Here is a 16,949-nt window from a genome sequence, read left to right as displayed (position 1 = left end):
AAACAAACGGGCGCAGCTTAATATTATTCCCAGATCCATCCAGATCTGAATAGAGTAGATTTAGGCAATGCGCCAGATCTTTATTTTTACAAAGTGGAATATGATTATTTTTGATTAAACTAAATGGTCCTAAGTATCTTTTGTCGTTCATCAGACGGACAAAGGATTTAATTGCATCTTCCATATCTTTTCTTTTTGTTCTTAATTTATATCCTTAGGTCAGTTTATCTGAATATAAATAGATTTATATAATTAATCAGCCTGATAAAAGAATATCTGTCTAGGTGTATATATGGTCATATACATATTGGGAAATGTATATTAACCTATCCCAGAATATCCATCTATTGAACTATATAATGGAATAGATATTTCTTTAATGATATTACCAGATAGTTGTACATACTGAATACGATATAGCTGGATACATAGACATTCAAATCATTGGATATACAGAAATCGGATTATTTGTTACTATAAATAGTTATCTATTTTTACGGCTATAGTGATACTTCAAAGAGTCCATTAACATTTCGTTGTAATCCTTATACCCCGAATAAATATTTGCCCGGTCATTCGCATAAGGGTAAGATACCTTTATAGTAGAGGTACATTGTTTCCCTACTTCATCATTATCCAGATAAAGATCTATCTGATTGAATTCACTGATACGATCGGTAGCACGTTTGACCAGAGAAACCGAGTTAAGCACCATAACAGTTGGTAGATTTTCTTTTTTTGTCAATCTTAGCCAGCTTAAAAAATCAAAAAAACCTTCAAATATCGCAAGATGATCTTCTTTGCCCCGTATAATTGAAATATCTTTATTTCCGATACTGGCTTTGAATCCTTTCGGGCTGGATATTTCCCAATTGTCCTTTTCATTTTTCCAACCTATCGCATAAAATAATTTCGTAGGATCGGAATAGAATTTATTACTGTAATAAACTTCCCATAATAGTCCGTTGGCTACAGAATCTACTCCCCGTTCCTGTAGGTACCTGGAAAGAACATAATTTCTACCCAATTGCTGGCTGTGTGAAAATTCGAGGATATTATCTGTTTCCCGATCAGCAGCTTTACTGGAGTCAAAGACTGGAATTTCGGCTTTTTCAAAATGGTCAAAAGTGTATTGGATCTTTTGTAAAATTTCAAAATAAGATTGGTTCGGCCAATAAGCCATCGCAAGTTGGACAATGCCACCGCCATGAATTCCTGTATGATTAGCACCACCATGATCCATCCATTTCCCCCCTTCGTCCCATACAGTTAAGGACGGAGTGTTTTTTCCTGTTTCCCGGAGCATACTATGGTAAAAAAATTCCCTGCCAGATTTTTTGACAGGGAAGTATCCCAATCGGCCAAGAAAATCCACAATGGACAACCCTTCGACACTTTTTCGGTCGATATAATTTGTCATTAAAAAGATTGATTTATAGTGGAAGAAAAATACAATTTGGCAAGCTACCCTGTACTTCTATTTTAGCCTCTTTATAACCGTCCCGTTTTTCATTCAAATAGAATCTTACGTTGTCATATTTACTGGCTCTTCTGATTGCGGCGGAAATGAATTGTGGAGAATTAAGTACTAGAATGGAAGAATAGAGTGCATACAATTGATCCCTGTGTTTTAGGTAGTCGGTAAACTCCTGGAAGATGGTTATATTTCTAGTCGATGCCTGAAAAATGCTCATCCCTTTAGGCCCAATACATAACCTAAAGTTTTTTGCATATACTTCCCATCCGCCATTTTCATTAGGCCAGCCTGCTGCGCAAAAATCTCTTCTCTTGCCCATCTGATCAATAACATAATAATGAACCTCGACAAGATTGGAGTCCGCAAATTCCCAAAGGTTAGATTCGTTCAGGAAATCGAAGACTTCACCTGAAAATTCTAACTTTCTAATTCGATCAACTTGATAGTGGGGCAATTTTATGGGTTTGCGTTTCCTTCTCGGTTTTTCTTTTATCGGAAATAAATGATGGTATTTAAAAGTCTCAGAAATAGAAGCCAATTTTTCATTAATCTCATTTGCTTCCAATGTTGGCCAATAATGCTTAGCAAAATCAACGATATTACCTCCTTTGCCCAACGTCTTATCAAACCAGGCATCTAGTGCATGATCTAACCTGAAGCCCTTTGGAATAAATTTGGCTGCTTTAAAAATATTAGAATAAAAACTTTCTTTATCGTTTGATTCGATGGGTTTAAAACCAAGATGATTCAATAAAGATTTGATGGATAAAAAATGATTAGGGGACATACCCTCATCTTGGGTATTTGTTTTTTCTGTCATATCTAAAGGTTTAAGATTTCTAAAAAAATGGAAAGATTGTCTATGGATTCAATCTAGAACCGGCATTGGGTAACGAGCCCAAAAGATTCATTCATGCCGGCTTGTGTTTTTTTCGGGACTACTCACGTCAGTCTGTACAGACCGGGCCGCCAATTGCCTGCCTATGCGTTCTCAGAAAAACGGTCAACTAGAGTTAGCTACTGTTTCTTTCGCATAATTTCCTTTTTTATCAGGATAATGCTTCATCCCCATACGTCAAAGAACAATATCGTCCTGCCCTCGCGGTGGACTATTTACCTCTCATTGCTTACAAGTCGGTTTTGTGAAAGCAGGGGACAAATGAGTCCGGCTGCACATTGTTCGATAAGTTTTTGGAAGTTGTTTTAGAGATAGGAATTAGGCTTTCTTGGATCAATACATCGCCATTGGGTCTTCTATTATTAAGCTGGATATTAATACTAAGGCCAAGTTTTGAACCTATCGTTTCCCAAGCTTTTGCAAAGGATTCGGCAACTGATCCTGATGAAAAAAAAGATAGCACATTCGTTCTCATAACTTCATGGATTTATTGTTCCATTGGTTGCAAAGCACGAAAAATGAGCAAGGCAGAAACAGTGAAAGGGGGTGAAAAGAATCTTTTCACCCCCTCTTAAAAAACTCTGTTAGAATACCATCAATGCAGGTTTTATAACAAAAGAAGAAATCGGAATATTATTAAAATTTTGATAAGTAGTTATATTGCTACAATGAATAAACCGCATTAAATGGAGATTGCCTATATTTATAACTGAACTAATAAAGTATGCACAAACAAGACTTTTTGTGATTGGTATTTCTTAATTTAGAGTTATGACTACGCCAAAAATTAGCCTTTCTTCTTTTGATCTCGATAGTGATTTTTTATTTCGTGCTCATACCTTAGGTATAACTACCATTGAAGATATCATGAATGTTAATCTCCCGAACTTACGCAAAAACGAAAATTTCAATTACAATTGGTATTTTGAATTATTACAATTTTTGGAAAGTCAGGGATTGATGAATCAATTTGTGCGAAGACAGTTATAAATCATTATAATTGGAGGTATTATAATTTTCATTTAGCCAGTTTACCATTCCGATTAAATGGCCTTTTATTTTTTTTGCTGTAGAAAACTCAACATCCAATGATTTCTTCTGTAAACTTTCGGCAGAAATAAAGCTGGTATTCGGTGTTCTGAAATGCTTCGCATAATAACTGAAAGTTTTACCGATGTCTTCTTTAGGAATAATTCCCCTCTCCATAAATAGACGTATAAAAAGTCCTATCTGTGGCACCGGCAGGTTTATTTGAGACCGGTCATTTTCCTCCCAAAGTTTAGAATCCAAAATTTCGGCCCTTCTTAACTCTATACGCTGTTTAATATTATCTTTTTTCTCTCTATAGAAAGCTTTAATTTGTTCCCTTATTGACTCATCTTCAATTTTAAATCGCCAGCTGCTTGAGAATGGAAGCTCATTTAACCTATCTTCCAATGATATCAGCAATTCCATCTGAAAATGAAGACTTGTGTTCTGAAGCATTGAGTTTGTACATTGTTTACCTAAGTAATTGAAATATTCAGGAGAATTAAAATCATATTGAATGAGAAGATCTTCTACACTTTCAGCTGTTGGATTCTCTATATTTAATAGCTTAGACAATAACATTTGTGCATATTTTAATTCTCCCCTTTTAATCTCTATTCTTTGTACTATGCTCAGCATACTAGATACTACCACCTGAATAAGAACAGAACTTAATGATGCTTTAACAAATCTTAGTTTAACAATTTCAACATTCTTCTTAAATAAGCCTTTCCCTATAAATGACGCATATTTTGTTAGTGGTAATTCTCGTAGTAACTTTTCATTTAGTTTCTCACAGTCATCTAATAGAGATTCTATGATTGACAATATTTGTAGATACAATTTGCGGATTTCATGCAGGTTCTCAATCATAATTTTAATCTTAGATACGTTGATTAAAAAAGAGTAAATTTTATCACTGGTCAATATGAGCTGTGATAATGCTGTTTTTGCCTTTTTGGTAGTGGTTCCAATAATTTCAGTAAAACTAGAAAGGAAATAGATCTTGTTAGATTTAAGAGAATTCAAAAATTCAGTTTGATCGGTCATACAATTTTTATGACCCAAATATTCTAGAGGACAAAATACTTCTTCAATTTTAAATAACCATTTACTAGTGGACCAATCCGAATATATAATTTCTTTAGCAAATTGCATAGGTTTAGAATTTGTTAGTCTGATATAATTGAGTATTCGATTTAAGATAACCTTCCTAATTTTTATGGGTTAATGCTTTTCGGGAAGATTTTTTTAACATGAATAAGATTTGCCACTATTGAAGGCTGATCTCATTTTAATTAATCTTTATCAATAAAGTTGGCTTCTAGGTCTATAAACACAGAAAAATGTCAACCTCATATTTTAGAAATCGACATTAATATTCCCGTTATATAAACCGTTATTGATTCTTGCCATACTACTTCGAATACCCTAGTTCTTGGTTACTATGATCTTAAGGTACATGGATATAAGATTCTATATGATGAATTAATCCGCTTCCATTTCATTGTCAATTATTATAATACATAAAGGGTCACGAACCAACTTTTCTCGTCAAACTCAATTTTCACCTATCCAAAACAATGGAATTACTCGACAAACTGGAAAAATATAGAATAAGTGCCCTTAAAGCCTATAAAACAAAGAAATAGGGTAAAATAGGTAGTTCATAATGGTCAAACACGAGTTTGACGAGAATATTTTTTTTGAGTGGATAGTAGGCAGATTTTAGTGAAAAATATTAGTCACTAAACAATAAAAATTATGGAACTATCTAATTCAGAAATTGAACAATTATTAAAAATCGAAAAGGAAATTATCGGAAGTGCGGATTATTCAAATAGTACAGGTAAAGGAATTTTTGACGAGACTGAACAAACTGGTACAGTCACAATGACAACTTCCTATTCATAAATGATTATTTATTAAAATTTAACATGATGGAGAATGGTTTTTCATGTATACTTATTGAAGATGAAGCATTAGCGATTGAGATGCTACAAGACTATATTAGTCGTAGGAATGATCTAATCCTTTTGGGAACTGCTATAGAGCGATCAGAAATCCAAAGTCTACTGAGAATTTGTTCTCCTACAATAATTTTCCTTGATTTAGTTATACCTTATGGAGATAAAAATGATTTCAATTATTCAAAATTTCCAGAGTCCTCAATTTTTGTTATAATTTCTGCTACACCAATAAGCCACTATAATGGAGAAATTCCCAATGGGGAAATACATGAACTATTGAAGCCGATTTCTTTCGAAGATTTCAATAAATGTATAGACAAAATTTTAAGAAATATTAAGGTAACTAATGTATAGGCTTGTAAAACCTGCAGATTTCTTTATAATTAGAAACCCAAGATTGTCAATTAGCTTTTTCGATAGAGTGAATAATTGCAAGACTGAATTGGAATTTTGGGATTTTATCGTTGAATTTTTCAAAGATCCACAGTTGCTTGATGCAATTGCTATAGCCAGTCAAGACCTTTTCAATCAATTAGAAACATTATTAAATAAACCCTTTACACAGGAAACTAGGAATATATTGCCGTCAATATATAAATACCTCAGTAGAATGTCTAACCGCCCTACTCCATTTGGAAAGTTTTCATCTATTTCAATCGGGAATATTTCAAATGTAAATACCAAACTTGTTTTAAATAACAAGTTTCTTTCTAAATACCGCTTGGATTATGCGAGCCAGGAAATAATAAATAAACAGTTATTAAACGATGAAATTACGATTGAGAATATAATCTTTTATCCAAATTCAACGCTCATCAATAATGGCGACAACTTCTCATACATCGAATATACAGAGCATTTTTCTGACAGAAAATTTAACTGGTCGAGGATTAACTCAAACATTTTAATTAATACAGTAATTGCCAATACGAGCAAAGGGCAAACAATCAAACAAATAATAAATTCTATCGGACAGTTTGGGGTAACAGAAATTCAGGCTAGAAAATTCATATTTGAGCTAATCGAGCATAAAATTCTCATACCAGAAACTGATCCTATTACTACAGTTGATAGCTTAGATCATTTTTTCAATAGAGCCCTTAATATATCTAAGGGAACAAATTTTTATAATAGTATTATTGAACTTTCGGAAATTTTAGCGTACAGTGAGTCAGAGGGAATCAGCTCATCGAAATGTATTATCAAGGAAGCTTTTTCGAGTTTATTTCACAAAGATCCCAAAAATTTGTTCCAAGTGGATTCAATGAGAAAAATGACCGAAGGCAATCTAAATAATATCGAAATTTCAATTATAATTCGCGAGATTTTCGAATTAATACACTTAAATCATAATAAAGAAGCTGACGATCTACAACTTTTCACAAAGAAATTTTACTCACGATATGGAGATCAGGAAATTCCCTTGATGGAGGCTTTAGATTTTGAACAAGGTATTGGATATGGTACCCAAGCCTCAATTTTAGAAAGAGAACTCCCACTGCTAAATGGACTAACTGGCAGTCAAACAAACAATCTCCCCGATTATTCTGCATTTGTTGAATCAATTGTAGAAAAGTATTCTGAAAAGCCAGATTATAGTAAACGTTCAATAGAACTGAAAGAAAAAGACTTTGAGATATTTGGGACGAAGAATAATTCAGAAAAAAACAAGTTACCCCTTGGCTTATATATATTCGGAAACCTATTAGAAACAAAATCTGATATTAAGGATTTCAGATTTCATTTAAAAGGTTGTGGAGGCTCATCGTCTTTACCGTTGCTCACCCGTTTTTCATATCTTGATGAGACACTAAAGACCAAACTTTTAAAGCTTGCACGAGAAGAACAAAACCAATTAAATGAAACTATTCTGGCAGAGATCGTATTTTATCCTAAATCCAATGCCGGAAACATTCTTGCAAGGCCAAGTTTATACGAATATGAAATTCCTATTATTGGTCAAGCTGCCGTTGATAAGGATCATACAATACTATTAAGTGATATATATTTAAAAATAGTAAACGGAAAGGTAATTTTAAGATCAAAAAATCTAAACAAACGTATACTTCCTAGACTCAGCAGCGCGCATAACTTCCATTATGGAATGACTATTTATAGATTTTTATGTGATGTTCAACAACAAGAAAATTCCATTAAAATCTCTTGGGATTGGCATCCAAATACAAAAAAAAATTTCTTTCCCAGAATATGCTATAAGCATCTTATTCTTTCCCGTGCCGAATGGCATATCCCAAATATAGAATTTAGGACTTTGAATCTTAGGGATGCTAATGAAAAAATCGAATATTTTATAAAAAAATACCAGCTTCCTACAAAAGTTTTAATCGCCAATGGAGACAATGAAGTTTTAATTGATCTAGGTAACGAAATCGGGAAACAGATCTTTTTAAAAGAATTGAATCATAAGGATCTAAGGCTAATTGAAAATATTTATGATGAATTTAGTAGTCCAGTTGTTAATTCTGACGGCGAAGTATTGTCCAATGAAGTGATTATTCCAATTATTGGAAATTCCACTAGAGGTTCCTCTTCCCTGCCTATTCAGTCCGAAAGTAATATTAAGCGAACATTTGTTCCGGGAAGCGAATGGCTATATCTCAAAATTTATTGTGGTGAAAGAGAAAGCGATAGGATCATTCAAGAAGAATTGCAACGGATAGTTCAAGGGCTAAAGCAACATGATAAAATTCAAAAATGGTTTTATATCAGATATGCCGATCCAGAACCGCATCTCCGCGTACGATTTCAATTAAATGGAGAATTGGAAAGTACATTTTTAATAGTCTCGAAAAGTATCAACAATATCTTGGAGCCATTAATTAAAAGTCGCCGCATTTCAAAGTTCATGCTTGATACTTATGAACGGGAACTTGAACGTTATGGTTTCTCAAACATTGAAAATTGCGAATCTATATTCCACTTAGAGAGTGAAACGATTACCAAATTATTACCCTATATTAAACGTGAAGGTGAAAGCCTTAGATGGAAGCTGGCATTAGGAATGACTATGAACCTTCTTTCAGCATTCAATTATACAATTGCTGAACAAATATCATTGCTTAATTTATGGAGAGACAGTTTTCTTGAAGAATTTGGCACTGTACCAAAATTAAAGTACAAACTGGATAAAAATTTCCGGGAAAAGAAGGATGAGATTTCTTCATTTATGAAAATAGAGAACATTAATTACGGCTCGATACTCAAAGAATATAAGGACCAAATGACTTTAATCGCAGATCAATGCAATAAGAATAAAGATTTTCAAATGATGACCGTTAGAATAATTGGCTCTCTGACACATATGCTTTTGAATAGAATTTTCTTCACCAAACAAAGAGAACAGGAAATGGTAATTTACCATTTCCTTGCTAAGATCTTAAATAGTGAGTTCAGGAGAACTGGATGTTAAAAAGCAATTATCCTCCAGTTAATCCCAATCGTTTAAACAATTCTGCTTTATATTGACCACCAATTGGTACATCGTCCAAACTGCCTTTCATTTTTATTATATTACCTTCAACTTGCTTAGCATAATCTAGATTAATGATGTAAGATTTGTGTACTCGGATAAACTGCTTTGCATTGACCAAGGATTCTTCCATTTCCATCAGTTTTTTCCACACATGGTATGTTTTTTCCAATGTTTCAACCCAAACGTAATCCTTATCTGCCTTGATTGAATATACTTCATCATAAGGTGTAATGATAATATTTGACCTATCTTTAATTATAAGAAAGTTCAGTTCCGGTTTGGTTCCCTTCTCCAAGTTTAAGTACGCCTGGGCTTTTTCTATAGTCTGCAAAAGACGATCTACGCCAAATGGCTTAAGTATATAATCTAGGACATTTAATTGATATCCTTCGATAGCATGTGATGGATCACCAGTAACAAATACAAATAAAGGAGGATTTTTAAGGCTTTTAAGAAAATTAACACCATCCAAGTCAGGCATTTGAATATCACAGAATACCAGATTTATTTCGTTTGATCTTAACACTTTCATTGCATCAAATGCATTATTAAATACTCCCACAATTTTTATATCGGGAATTTTCTCTAAATGAGACACGAGTATTTCCTGTGCCAGTTGTTCATCATCAATTACAATACATTTAATCATTTTTCAAGATTTATTACAATTCAATTTCAAGTACGACAGTGTAACTATTCAGATTATCAGATATGTCTAATTTATATCTATCCTTATACCGAAGTTCCAGTCTCCTCTTAACATTTTTCAATCCGATGCCACCTTTTGGTGGTTCGGTACTGCTTTTATTTACTCCATTAGCAACTACGAACTTCAATACACCTGAATCAATTGTTAATGAAACATCAACCCTTGCATCTGCTCTGCTTCTTTCCGGTCCATGTTTGATCGCATTTTCGATAAAAGGCAATAGCATTAATGGGACTATTCGATAAGGTTCCTTTATCTTCACTATATTAAAATTCAGATTTATGTTATTACCGAATCTGATCTGGATAAGGTCCAGATAATCATTTAAAAACTGAATTTCTTTTGCGATGAATATTTTATCATCATTGGTCTGATAAAGCAAATACCGTAACATATTAGACAGTTTCATTATGGTATTAGGAGTACTGGGTTCTCCTTTTTCAGCCAGCCTATATATGCTATTTAACGTATTAAATAAAAAATGGGGAGAGATCTGAGATTTAAGAATTTCTAATTCCATCTTAAGGTTATCTCTTTCCAGATTTGCTTTATCTAATTCAAGATTTGCTTTATCTAATTCAAGATTAGTAGTCTTTAATTCTAAATTTGCTTTTTCAAGTTCGAGTTCGGCCTGGTTCTTTTCTAATAAAAGCATCTTGTTGCCTTGAACAATAAGATGCTTAACCAATTTTGGTGTTAATGGTAGGGATACAAGGGTTAAAAAATCAGGAAATGCACCAGGAAATTTTTTAAGTTGATAAATACCGAAATAGCCATCACTGGTAAAAAATTTCACATACTTATAAATGCCACTACCTTCCTTTAATTCAAAATCAGTAAGAAACTCACATGCAAAATAAGTAATATTTAACCACCAGATATATGATAGGATAATAAATATTATGAGGGGAAGTACTTTTCTTTTTTCTATCCATTTTGAAATAAGCCAAATACCGGAATAGAACAAGGATGTAGTAACAAAAAGTTCTTTTGCTACTAAAATCCAGATATAGCTCCCTCCTAGCCTTCTATAAGTAAAATAATACGTAAAAAAGACCAACATCCAAAAAATTATATGCACGATCACCCTAACGAAAGGGGTGTACCATTTCCCCCAAATAATTTCTCTTCTCATGTAATATTGGTTTACTTACTAATATCTCCCTATGCAATATGTAGTCAAAAATTTACTAAATATAATAAAGAAAGATCTTAAAGAAAGATAATCGGCACATAACATGATACAATAATAATTTGCGCAAAACTTAACAACCTCTAACTAAAGCAATTAAAAAAAATATTCACTTTTTTTGGTAAGCCTAAAGATACCAAATCGTTACATTCCAAAATATCGGGCAAATCCCATGATTTATCAAGGTCAAAATACAGTTGGACGAGAATATTTAAAATTAAGGCTTTATAAGCGTATTTTAATCGGCTATAAATTGATATTAGAATTTTTATCCGCATCTATCAATTTTTGGATAGAAATCTAACTTAATGATGTTGCACCCTTTTTATAGTAATAAAGGCATGGAGCAGATAGTAATCATAGAGCCTATTGAAGAGAATCGTGGAAAATCAGTTTCTAAAATAATTCGCCATAAACCTAATCATTGCAGATTTCCGGTGACCGGTCTCCCATGGACAGTAATTGAAACTCCAGAGGTTGTGATTTCTGAGCAATCTAGAAGTTTAATGGGAGCAAATATGCAACTTTTTGAATTTGAAGTAAAGCAAGAAGCATCAATACTATTTAGACTGACAAAACCAACGACATTTCTTTTTTTTCATTTGTGCGGAGAGATTGAATACTTTACTTATCAAGGTGAAAAGCTTACAAAAATGCGCAAACCAACATTTTATCTAACTTATGGGCCAGCGGTCAGATATAAGATGAAATTAGAGAACGGTCATCATGCTATTCTAGGTATCGCATTGGAACAGCTTTGGTCTTTTACAACGGAAGAATCTCCTTCGATTTTTGATGAATTATACAATGCCTGGTTGACTAGTTCCAATACACCGATAATACTTCCCCATAAAAGAATTATTAAAGAGGTCTGGAGCATATTAGGGAGACTAAGGATGACTGTAGTAAGGAACATGGAAGATCATATTGGTATACTAAAACAGATTTCTACCTGTTTGACAACTTATCATAAATATATTGTTGAAGACTACAAAAACACGAATAGACCAGAAGAGATAATTGGCGAAAATATCAAACTTTATTTACATAATCATTATATGTTTGAAGATGAATGTAGGCTTACCACAATCCAAATAAAACTTAAGTTAACCGAATGGCAGCTTCGAAAAATTTCCAAAAATATATTCGGCTGTTCAATTGGACAATATCTCAATAATCTTCGCTTAGAAAAATCTATCCAATTTTTATTAGAAACCGATTTGACCGTTAATGAAATAACAGTTCGAATTGGCTTTACTTCACCAACAACATTTTCCAATTATTTTAGAAATAAAACAGGTTACTCCCCAACTACCTTTCGAAAGAAAAGCAAAAAAAGCTATTGAAAATTGAGAATATTAAAAATATTAACGAATAATTCTCTCCATTTTCAATAGGTTAACACCAAATCATATTGATATTTTAGGAATCACTTATTTCCATAACTATAAACTATTAAATATGAAAAGCTTAACATCCTTATTAACCTGGCGTTCGTTGAATTTTAGAATACCAAGTTTTTGTACATTGGTTATTTTCATTGGGCAACTATTTGTAATTCAATTATGTTTTGCTCAATTAAGCACAAACGAAAATCCTATATCCCAAACTCTGAAACTTGATTTAAAGAAAGGTATTGACACTAAACAAACTTCCGGTATACCAGATTTAAAAAGATTAATAGAAGAGGACAGACAAGACAGCATCAATAATCGACCTCCGAGATTTGGATATAAAATTAAAGTAGATTGGAATATTCAGAATTCTGGAACCTGGGAAGATCTCCCCGATGGTGGCAGATTATGGCGTTTTAAGATCAACAGCCCAAAAGCCATTTCTATTAATTTATTATATGATAAATTTTGGCTACCTGAAGGAGGAAAACTATTCATATATAATGAAGGTAAATCACAGACCTTTGGAGCTTTCACCAGTATAAATAATAAAGGCACTAAAGAAAAACCAGGCAAATTTGCTACCGCATTAATCTATGGTGATAATACTATACTCGAATACTATCAACCTAAAGGAGTAACTGACCTACCAATTATCTCAATTAGTTATGTTGTTCATGGATATAGGTATGTAATAATCGGAGATCAACCTTCCCAAATATCTAATAAGGCTTTATCTTGCTACATCAACATCAATTGCCCTGAAGGATCACAGTTCCAAATAGAAAAACAAGCAGTAGCAGTAATCGTAATAAACGGGAATGCACTATGTACCGGATCACTAATTACTACTGCTACACGAGATATGAGCCCTTATTTTTTAACAGCAAATCATTGTTTAGGTTCTTTGGATGCAGTCAATAATCCAGATGCGTCAGACTGGACATTTTGGTGGAATTATGAAAGTCCAAACTGTTCCAATCCTTCTACAGCACCTCCACACTTTACAACCAGTGGAGCAACGCTAGTGGCAAACTATGAGCCATCTGACATGGCTTTATTCCGCCTATCAGAAGACCCAAAAAATCTAACAAATTATAACCCTGCTTGGGTGGGATGGGATAGAAATACAACCAGCGCAACATCGGCAACGGGAATTCATCATCCTGCAGGCATGATTAAAAAAATCTCGCTTTCTTATCAAAACGTAACTTCATATCCTAGTTCGATAAGTTGGTTAGGAGGAGGAACTTCTCCCGCAAATTCACATTGGGCAGTCAATTTTACAGATGGTACAACAGAAGGAGGGTCTTCTGGTTCATTTATCCTAAATCAAAACAAATTAATCATTGGTCAACTGCATGGGGGTGACAATATCTGCGCCCCAGTTACAAAATATTATGGTAAAATTGACTGGTCGTGGAACAGTGGAACAATTGCGCAACGTAGATTAAGAGACTGGCTTGACCCTACAGGGACAGGATTAGCTATCGCATACACAAAACAACGTAGTATTATTGGCCCTGAACTAAATTGCTCTGGTTCTAAAACATACACATTAGAGTCTCCACCTGTGGGTGCGACCATAACTTGGTCAACCTATGGATCGGGTGTATTTTCTGTCTCAGGATCAGGAGCAACAGCAACTGTAACTAAAATCGGCGATGGCAGCGATATTTTACAGGCTAAAATTGGTTCTTTTATTTTAGCTGAAAAACGTATTACAACCTTAACATCAACATCCATACAAAGTACAAAATATGGAAATTGTAATTCCAGCGGTTGGCAGGAATGGTTCCTAGTTGGAAATTCTGACAACGGTACCTCTGGCTGGTATTGGTACACAAGCACCTTGCCTCCAAATGTCCAGGTAAATATTTATAATCCCAATTCAACAACAACGTGGGTATCTATCAAAGGTGGCGGAGGTGCAATTAATTGTAGCTATACAGACAATTGTGGCAGACCACAAGGTGGCGGTGTAACGATATATGCGGCATGTCCAACGTCGGCGTTATTCAAAGCAGACTATAATTCTAAAAGTAAAAAAATCAATATAAGTCCGATTGAAGGAAACAATCCAAAGGATTATACAAAAGCTACATATATTAAAAACATCAAATTATATTCACCAAATGGAACAGGAGCGATCGTAGATCTTAATTACAAAGATGGAGGTTTACAGAAGATAATTGATGTTCCAGAATTGCGGGAGGGACGTTATTTAATAGAAATTACTATTGGAGATCTTAAGGAGATGGTAGCTATTGATATCCAATAGGTAATGTAGCGAAATTACAATGGTGTACGTTCTCTCTATTACTAATTAAACAAACTAAATATGAAAAATTATTTAAAATTTCTAATTCTATCCGTTATTGCTGTTTCCATCGGATCATGTAAAAGTGAAGATGAAATTGTAGCCTGTCCTGATATTTACGTTCCTTTGGTCGCAAATATCAATTATATAGATAATAGCGGAAAAGATCTAATTTTTGGAGATAATCCATTGTATGCTCCAGCAAATATAAAAATGTATAAAGTATTGGCAAATGACCAAACAGCTCCAATTAATTTCACTATTAATAAGGATGCAAAATTCCTATCTGTAACATTAGACAAATTAGAAATTGGTACCTTTTATATTGAACTTAAACCTGACGTTACTGATAAAATAACTTATACTACCAAAATTGACCAGAACTCACCTTGCAAGGATTATAAGTTAATTGATATAAAACAGAACGATGTTTTTGCGAAATTTGATAACAAAACACAGGTCTGGACATTAGAAAAATAATAAATATTTCATTTTCCAAATTTATAAATTGTAGGGTAGGAAGTAATTTCTACCCTTTTTTGTTGATTATCGTTATTTAAAATGCTATTCAAAATTGAGGAAAAATGGGTTACATTTTTTTGTTCCTCTCAATTTCTAACAGGTTTACGCAAATACTCTTTCCTAATTTTATCAAACCTTTAGGATGTCCCTAAAGACATTTACTAACAATCATAAACATAATGTTATGATGAGAAAAAATTTTATAGTGAAAGCATCACTTTTCACTTTAATCTTGGCTTTTATGGTAGCTGGAACATTTGCCATAGCAGCAGTGATGAACAAAAAAGATGAAGTTAAAATAGTAAAAGCGACAACTTACCACTTCATTGGCACAGATTTATCTGAGGCTACAAATCCAGCGAAATGGTCGGATGATCCAGGTGACGCTCAAAATTGTGATGCGGAACCAGAACTTCCTTGTTCCGTTAATTTGACCGGATCTATTGAAAGTTATCTATCTGGAAAGACACCTGCTCAGATCATGGCTGATCCGAATGTTAACAAGCGTTCTAAATAAATAGAACAGATCAACAAAAAACTAGAGCTTGGTTTAAATCCAAGCTCTAGTTTTTTCTAACGAGGATTTTGTTCAATTTTACTTATTTCAATTACAGATTCTGGAATTGGCAACGCATATCTTAGATCATTTGGCTCTAATAATACCATTTGGTTATTAATTCTTCTAGCTAACTTTATCCCTCGCCCTTCTAAATTCAACCTTTTGATATCTGGCCATCTAATTCCTCTCATTAAAAGTTCTTTCCTTCTTTCTATGAGAATGAGATCTAACAACTGCTCTTTCTTAAAAACTTCGACAGGTTTAAAATTTGTTTTGTTATTCCATCTTGATTTTAAGAGTTTATTTAAATCATCTAATGCTCCTTTAATATCCCCATTTCGAACTTTACATTCCGCACGCATCAGATATAGCTCATCGGTCGCCAAACCAGAAAATAGAGTATTGCTACCTTGATAACTTCCTTTGAAGCCAAAAGAACCATCGCCATTATTTTGAAAAAATACAGTTTTTCTAAGATCATTTTTATCAAAAAGCAACATTAAATTAGAGTCAATTTTGGCTCTAGTAGCCCTTAATGGTTGTGGATTCCCTATTTGACTCACATAAATAACTTCATCATTAAATTGAGAAATTGGATAATTCTTCTTTGGATCCAAATGATTAAAATCCATTAAATTATTTTTCAATTCTAAACACTCATTAGATAATCTTCTACAGTTTTCATAGTCTCTCATTAAGAGATATGTCCGTGCTTGTAATCCTAATGCAGCTACTTTCGAAGCTCTTGTGGGATGAGTAAAATTTATTGGCAATAAGCCGATGGCATTATTCAAATCGTTTATTATCGTTGAATATGTTTCGTCTAGTGATGCTCGCTTGGATTGGATATTAAAGTCTGATTCAAGCCGTAGAGGTATTCCCAATTTCTCTTTTGCAGTAGTTGGATCATATCCAACTGTCCAAATATTTGCAACTGAAAGGAAGCTTCTTGCACGAAGAAAATAAGCCTGCCCTTTTATATCATCCCATAACTGTTTGTTCTTTTCATTACGTTCTATCTCGTCAAGTTTCTCCAATACTGTGTTCGCTTTATAAACATTTCTATATACATTCAGCCATTCTAAGGAAGTTAATTCACTAAAAAGGTAGTCTTTCTCCCACATATATGCCCTTCTATGGCCTTCTTCGGGAATGGTACTCCATCCTACATCGGTTAGATAATAATCGTCAGCACTTATCTCTCCATAGGTTGGATCACCAACAATATTATTATAATCATCAAGAATAGCCTGAAGATCCTCAAGGGTTGATGGTATTACTAAGCTTTTATCAGGGCGTTCATCCAAAAAATCCTTGCACCCAAAACATATAAGCCCCCACAATATAACCTGAAATATAATTATCGCCTGTTTCATATTTTTCGTA

The 16,949-nt window shown here is 33.5% G+C and carries 16 protein-coding genes; 8 read left to right on the top strand and 8 right to left on the bottom strand.

Features of this window, described 5'->3' with window-relative positions; all coding sequences use genetic code 11:
• From B4N43_RS25390 to B4N43_RS25375, 4 genes are all read right to left on the bottom strand, one after another.
• Positions 1-184, bottom strand: a 184-nt coding sequence (locus B4N43_RS25390) for a hypothetical protein (protein ID WP_286737014.1), incomplete at its 3' end; no start/stop codon positions are given.
• Positions 185-484: 300 nt separating this feature from the next.
• Entirely contained in the window at positions 485-1,420 is a 936-nt protein-coding gene (locus B4N43_RS25385; RefSeq protein WP_286737012.1) for a toprim domain-containing protein, read from the bottom strand.
• A gap of 13 nt (positions 1,421-1,433) precedes the next feature.
• On the bottom strand, positions 1,434-2,297 hold the full coding sequence (locus tag B4N43_RS25380; RefSeq protein ID WP_286737010.1) for a hypothetical protein: 864 nt from the start codon (positions 2,295-2,297) through the stop codon (positions 1,434-1,436).
• A gap of 307 nt (positions 2,298-2,604) precedes the next feature.
• Entirely contained in the window at positions 2,605-2,850 is a 246-nt protein-coding gene (locus tag B4N43_RS25375) for a hypothetical protein (RefSeq protein ID WP_286737008.1), read from the bottom strand.
• A 296-nt stretch (positions 2,851-3,146) separates the two neighbouring features.
• On the opposite strand from B4N43_RS25375, the gene B4N43_RS25370 reads away from it, so the two are divergent.
• Positions 3,147-3,365 carry a hypothetical protein gene (locus tag B4N43_RS25370; protein ID WP_286737006.1) on the top strand — a complete coding sequence of 73 codons (219 nt, stop codon included), beginning with the start codon at positions 3,147-3,149 and terminating at the stop codon, positions 3,363-3,365.
• Here the strand turns inward: B4N43_RS25370 and B4N43_RS25365 are convergent.
• The gene (locus B4N43_RS25365; protein WP_286737005.1) at positions 3,360-4,562 is read right to left on the bottom strand and encodes a hypothetical protein; all 1,203 of its coding nucleotides are present in this window, start codon (positions 4,560-4,562) and stop codon (positions 3,360-3,362) included. The genes B4N43_RS25370 and B4N43_RS25365 overlap by 6 nt on opposite strands.
• A gap of 606 nt (positions 4,563-5,168) precedes the next feature.
• On the opposite strand from B4N43_RS25365, the gene B4N43_RS25360 reads away from it, so the two are divergent.
• From B4N43_RS25360 to B4N43_RS25350, 3 genes are read left to right on the top strand one after another with little or no spacing between them, the layout of a single operon-like run.
• Positions 5,169-5,318 (top strand): hypothetical protein, encoded by a 150-nt coding sequence (locus B4N43_RS25360; protein WP_286737003.1) that lies wholly within the window; start codon positions 5,169-5,171, stop codon positions 5,316-5,318.
• 23 nt (positions 5,319-5,341) lie between these two features.
• Entirely contained in the window at positions 5,342-5,728 is a 387-nt protein-coding gene (locus B4N43_RS25355; RefSeq protein ID WP_286737002.1) for a hypothetical protein, read from the top strand.
• On the top strand, positions 5,721-8,804 hold the full coding sequence (locus tag B4N43_RS25350) for a lantibiotic dehydratase (RefSeq protein WP_286737000.1): 3,084 nt from the start codon (positions 5,721-5,723) through the stop codon (positions 8,802-8,804). Before B4N43_RS25355 ends, B4N43_RS25350 begins: the two co-directional genes overlap by 8 nt.
• Before the next feature lie 7 nt (positions 8,805-8,811).
• Here the strand turns inward: B4N43_RS25350 and B4N43_RS25345 are convergent, their stop codons facing one another.
• Entirely contained in the window at positions 8,812-9,516 is a 705-nt protein-coding gene (locus B4N43_RS25345) for a LytR/AlgR family response regulator transcription factor (RefSeq protein WP_286736998.1), read from the bottom strand.
• Between the two features lie 13 nt (positions 9,517-9,529).
• Positions 9,530-10,711, bottom strand: coding sequence for a sensor histidine kinase (locus tag B4N43_RS25340; RefSeq protein WP_286736996.1), 1,182 nt, complete (start codon positions 10,709-10,711; stop codon positions 9,530-9,532).
• Positions 10,712-11,109: 398 nt separating this feature from the next.
• Between B4N43_RS25340 and B4N43_RS25335 the strand changes: the two genes are divergently transcribed.
• The 4 genes from B4N43_RS25335 (at position 11,110) to B4N43_RS25320 (ending at position 15,521) form a co-directional block, all read left to right on the top strand.
• The gene (locus B4N43_RS25335) at positions 11,110-12,114 is read left to right on the top strand and encodes a helix-turn-helix domain-containing protein (protein ID WP_286736993.1); all 1,005 of its coding nucleotides are present in this window, start codon (positions 11,110-11,112) and stop codon (positions 12,112-12,114) included.
• Positions 12,115-12,229: 115 nt separating this feature from the next.
• Positions 12,230-14,443 (top strand): trypsin-like serine peptidase, encoded by a 2,214-nt coding sequence (locus B4N43_RS25330; protein ID WP_286736990.1) that lies wholly within the window; start codon positions 12,230-12,232, stop codon positions 14,441-14,443.
• Between the two features lie 60 nt (positions 14,444-14,503).
• Complete coding sequence (locus B4N43_RS25325; RefSeq protein ID WP_286736988.1) at positions 14,504-14,962, top strand: hypothetical protein; 459 nt, start codon at positions 14,504-14,506, stop codon at positions 14,960-14,962.
• Positions 14,963-15,188: 226 nt separating this feature from the next.
• Positions 15,189-15,521 carry a hypothetical protein gene (locus tag B4N43_RS25320; protein WP_286736987.1) on the top strand — a complete coding sequence of 111 codons (333 nt, stop codon included), beginning with the start codon at positions 15,189-15,191 and terminating at the stop codon, positions 15,519-15,521.
• A gap of 56 nt (positions 15,522-15,577) precedes the next feature.
• Here the strand turns inward: B4N43_RS25320 and B4N43_RS25315 are convergent, their stop codons facing one another.
• Positions 15,578-16,939, bottom strand: coding sequence for a RagB/SusD family nutrient uptake outer membrane protein (locus B4N43_RS25315; protein WP_286736986.1), 1,362 nt, complete (start codon positions 16,937-16,939; stop codon positions 15,578-15,580).
• Between the last annotated feature and the right edge of the window lie 10 nt (positions 16,940-16,949).

Source organism: Sphingobacterium sp. UBA1897, from assembly GCF_002337775.1.
GTDB classification, from domain to species: domain Bacteria; phylum Bacteroidota; class Bacteroidia; order Sphingobacteriales; family Sphingobacteriaceae; genus Sphingobacterium; species Sphingobacterium siyangense.
This window is presented reverse-complemented; position numbering and strand designations above follow the sequence as displayed.

What these genes read in the sequence shown, in the direction of transcription:
- B4N43_RS25335 (WP_286736993.1), top strand. Translation starts at nt 11,110, where the DNA reads ATGGAGCAGATAGTAATCATAGAGCCTATTGAAGAGAATCGTGGAAAA.
- B4N43_RS25345 (WP_286736998.1), bottom strand. Translation starts at nt 9,516, where the DNA reads ATGATTAAATGTATTGTAATTGATGATGAACAACTGGCACAGGAAATA.
- B4N43_RS25320 (WP_286736987.1), top strand. Translation starts at nt 15,189, where the DNA reads ATGATGAGAAAAAATTTTATAGTGAAAGCATCACTTTTCACTTTAATC.
- B4N43_RS25355 (WP_286737002.1), top strand. Translation starts at nt 5,342, where the DNA reads ATGATGGAGAATGGTTTTTCATGTATACTTATTGAAGATGAAGCATTA.
- B4N43_RS25325 (WP_286736988.1), top strand. Translation starts at nt 14,504, where the DNA reads ATGAAAAATTATTTAAAATTTCTAATTCTATCCGTTATTGCTGTTTCC.
- B4N43_RS25350 (WP_286737000.1), top strand. Translation starts at nt 5,721, where the DNA reads ATGTATAGGCTTGTAAAACCTGCAGATTTCTTTATAATTAGAAACCCA.
- B4N43_RS25315 (WP_286736986.1), bottom strand. Translation starts at nt 16,939, where the DNA reads ATGAAACAGGCGATAATTATATTTCAGGTTATATTGTGGGGGCTTATA.
- B4N43_RS25385 (WP_286737012.1), bottom strand. Translation starts at nt 1,420, where the DNA reads ATGACAAATTATATCGACCGAAAAAGTGTCGAAGGGTTGTCCATTGTG.
- B4N43_RS25375 (WP_286737008.1), bottom strand. Translation starts at nt 2,850, where the DNA reads ATGAGAACGAATGTGCTATCTTTTTTTTCATCAGGATCAGTTGCCGAA.
- B4N43_RS25330 (WP_286736990.1), top strand. Translation starts at nt 12,230, where the DNA reads ATGAAAAGCTTAACATCCTTATTAACCTGGCGTTCGTTGAATTTTAGA.
- B4N43_RS25365 (WP_286737005.1), bottom strand. Translation starts at nt 4,562, where the DNA reads ATGCAATTTGCTAAAGAAATTATATATTCGGATTGGTCCACTAGTAAA.
- B4N43_RS25340 (WP_286736996.1), bottom strand. Translation starts at nt 10,711, where the DNA reads ATGAGAAGAGAAATTATTTGGGGGAAATGGTACACCCCTTTCGTTAGG.
- B4N43_RS25380 (WP_286737010.1), bottom strand. Translation starts at nt 2,297, where the DNA reads ATGACAGAAAAAACAAATACCCAAGATGAGGGTATGTCCCCTAATCAT.
- B4N43_RS25370 (WP_286737006.1), top strand. Translation starts at nt 3,147, where the DNA reads ATGACTACGCCAAAAATTAGCCTTTCTTCTTTTGATCTCGATAGTGAT.
- B4N43_RS25360 (WP_286737003.1), top strand. Translation starts at nt 5,169, where the DNA reads ATGGAACTATCTAATTCAGAAATTGAACAATTATTAAAAATCGAAAAG.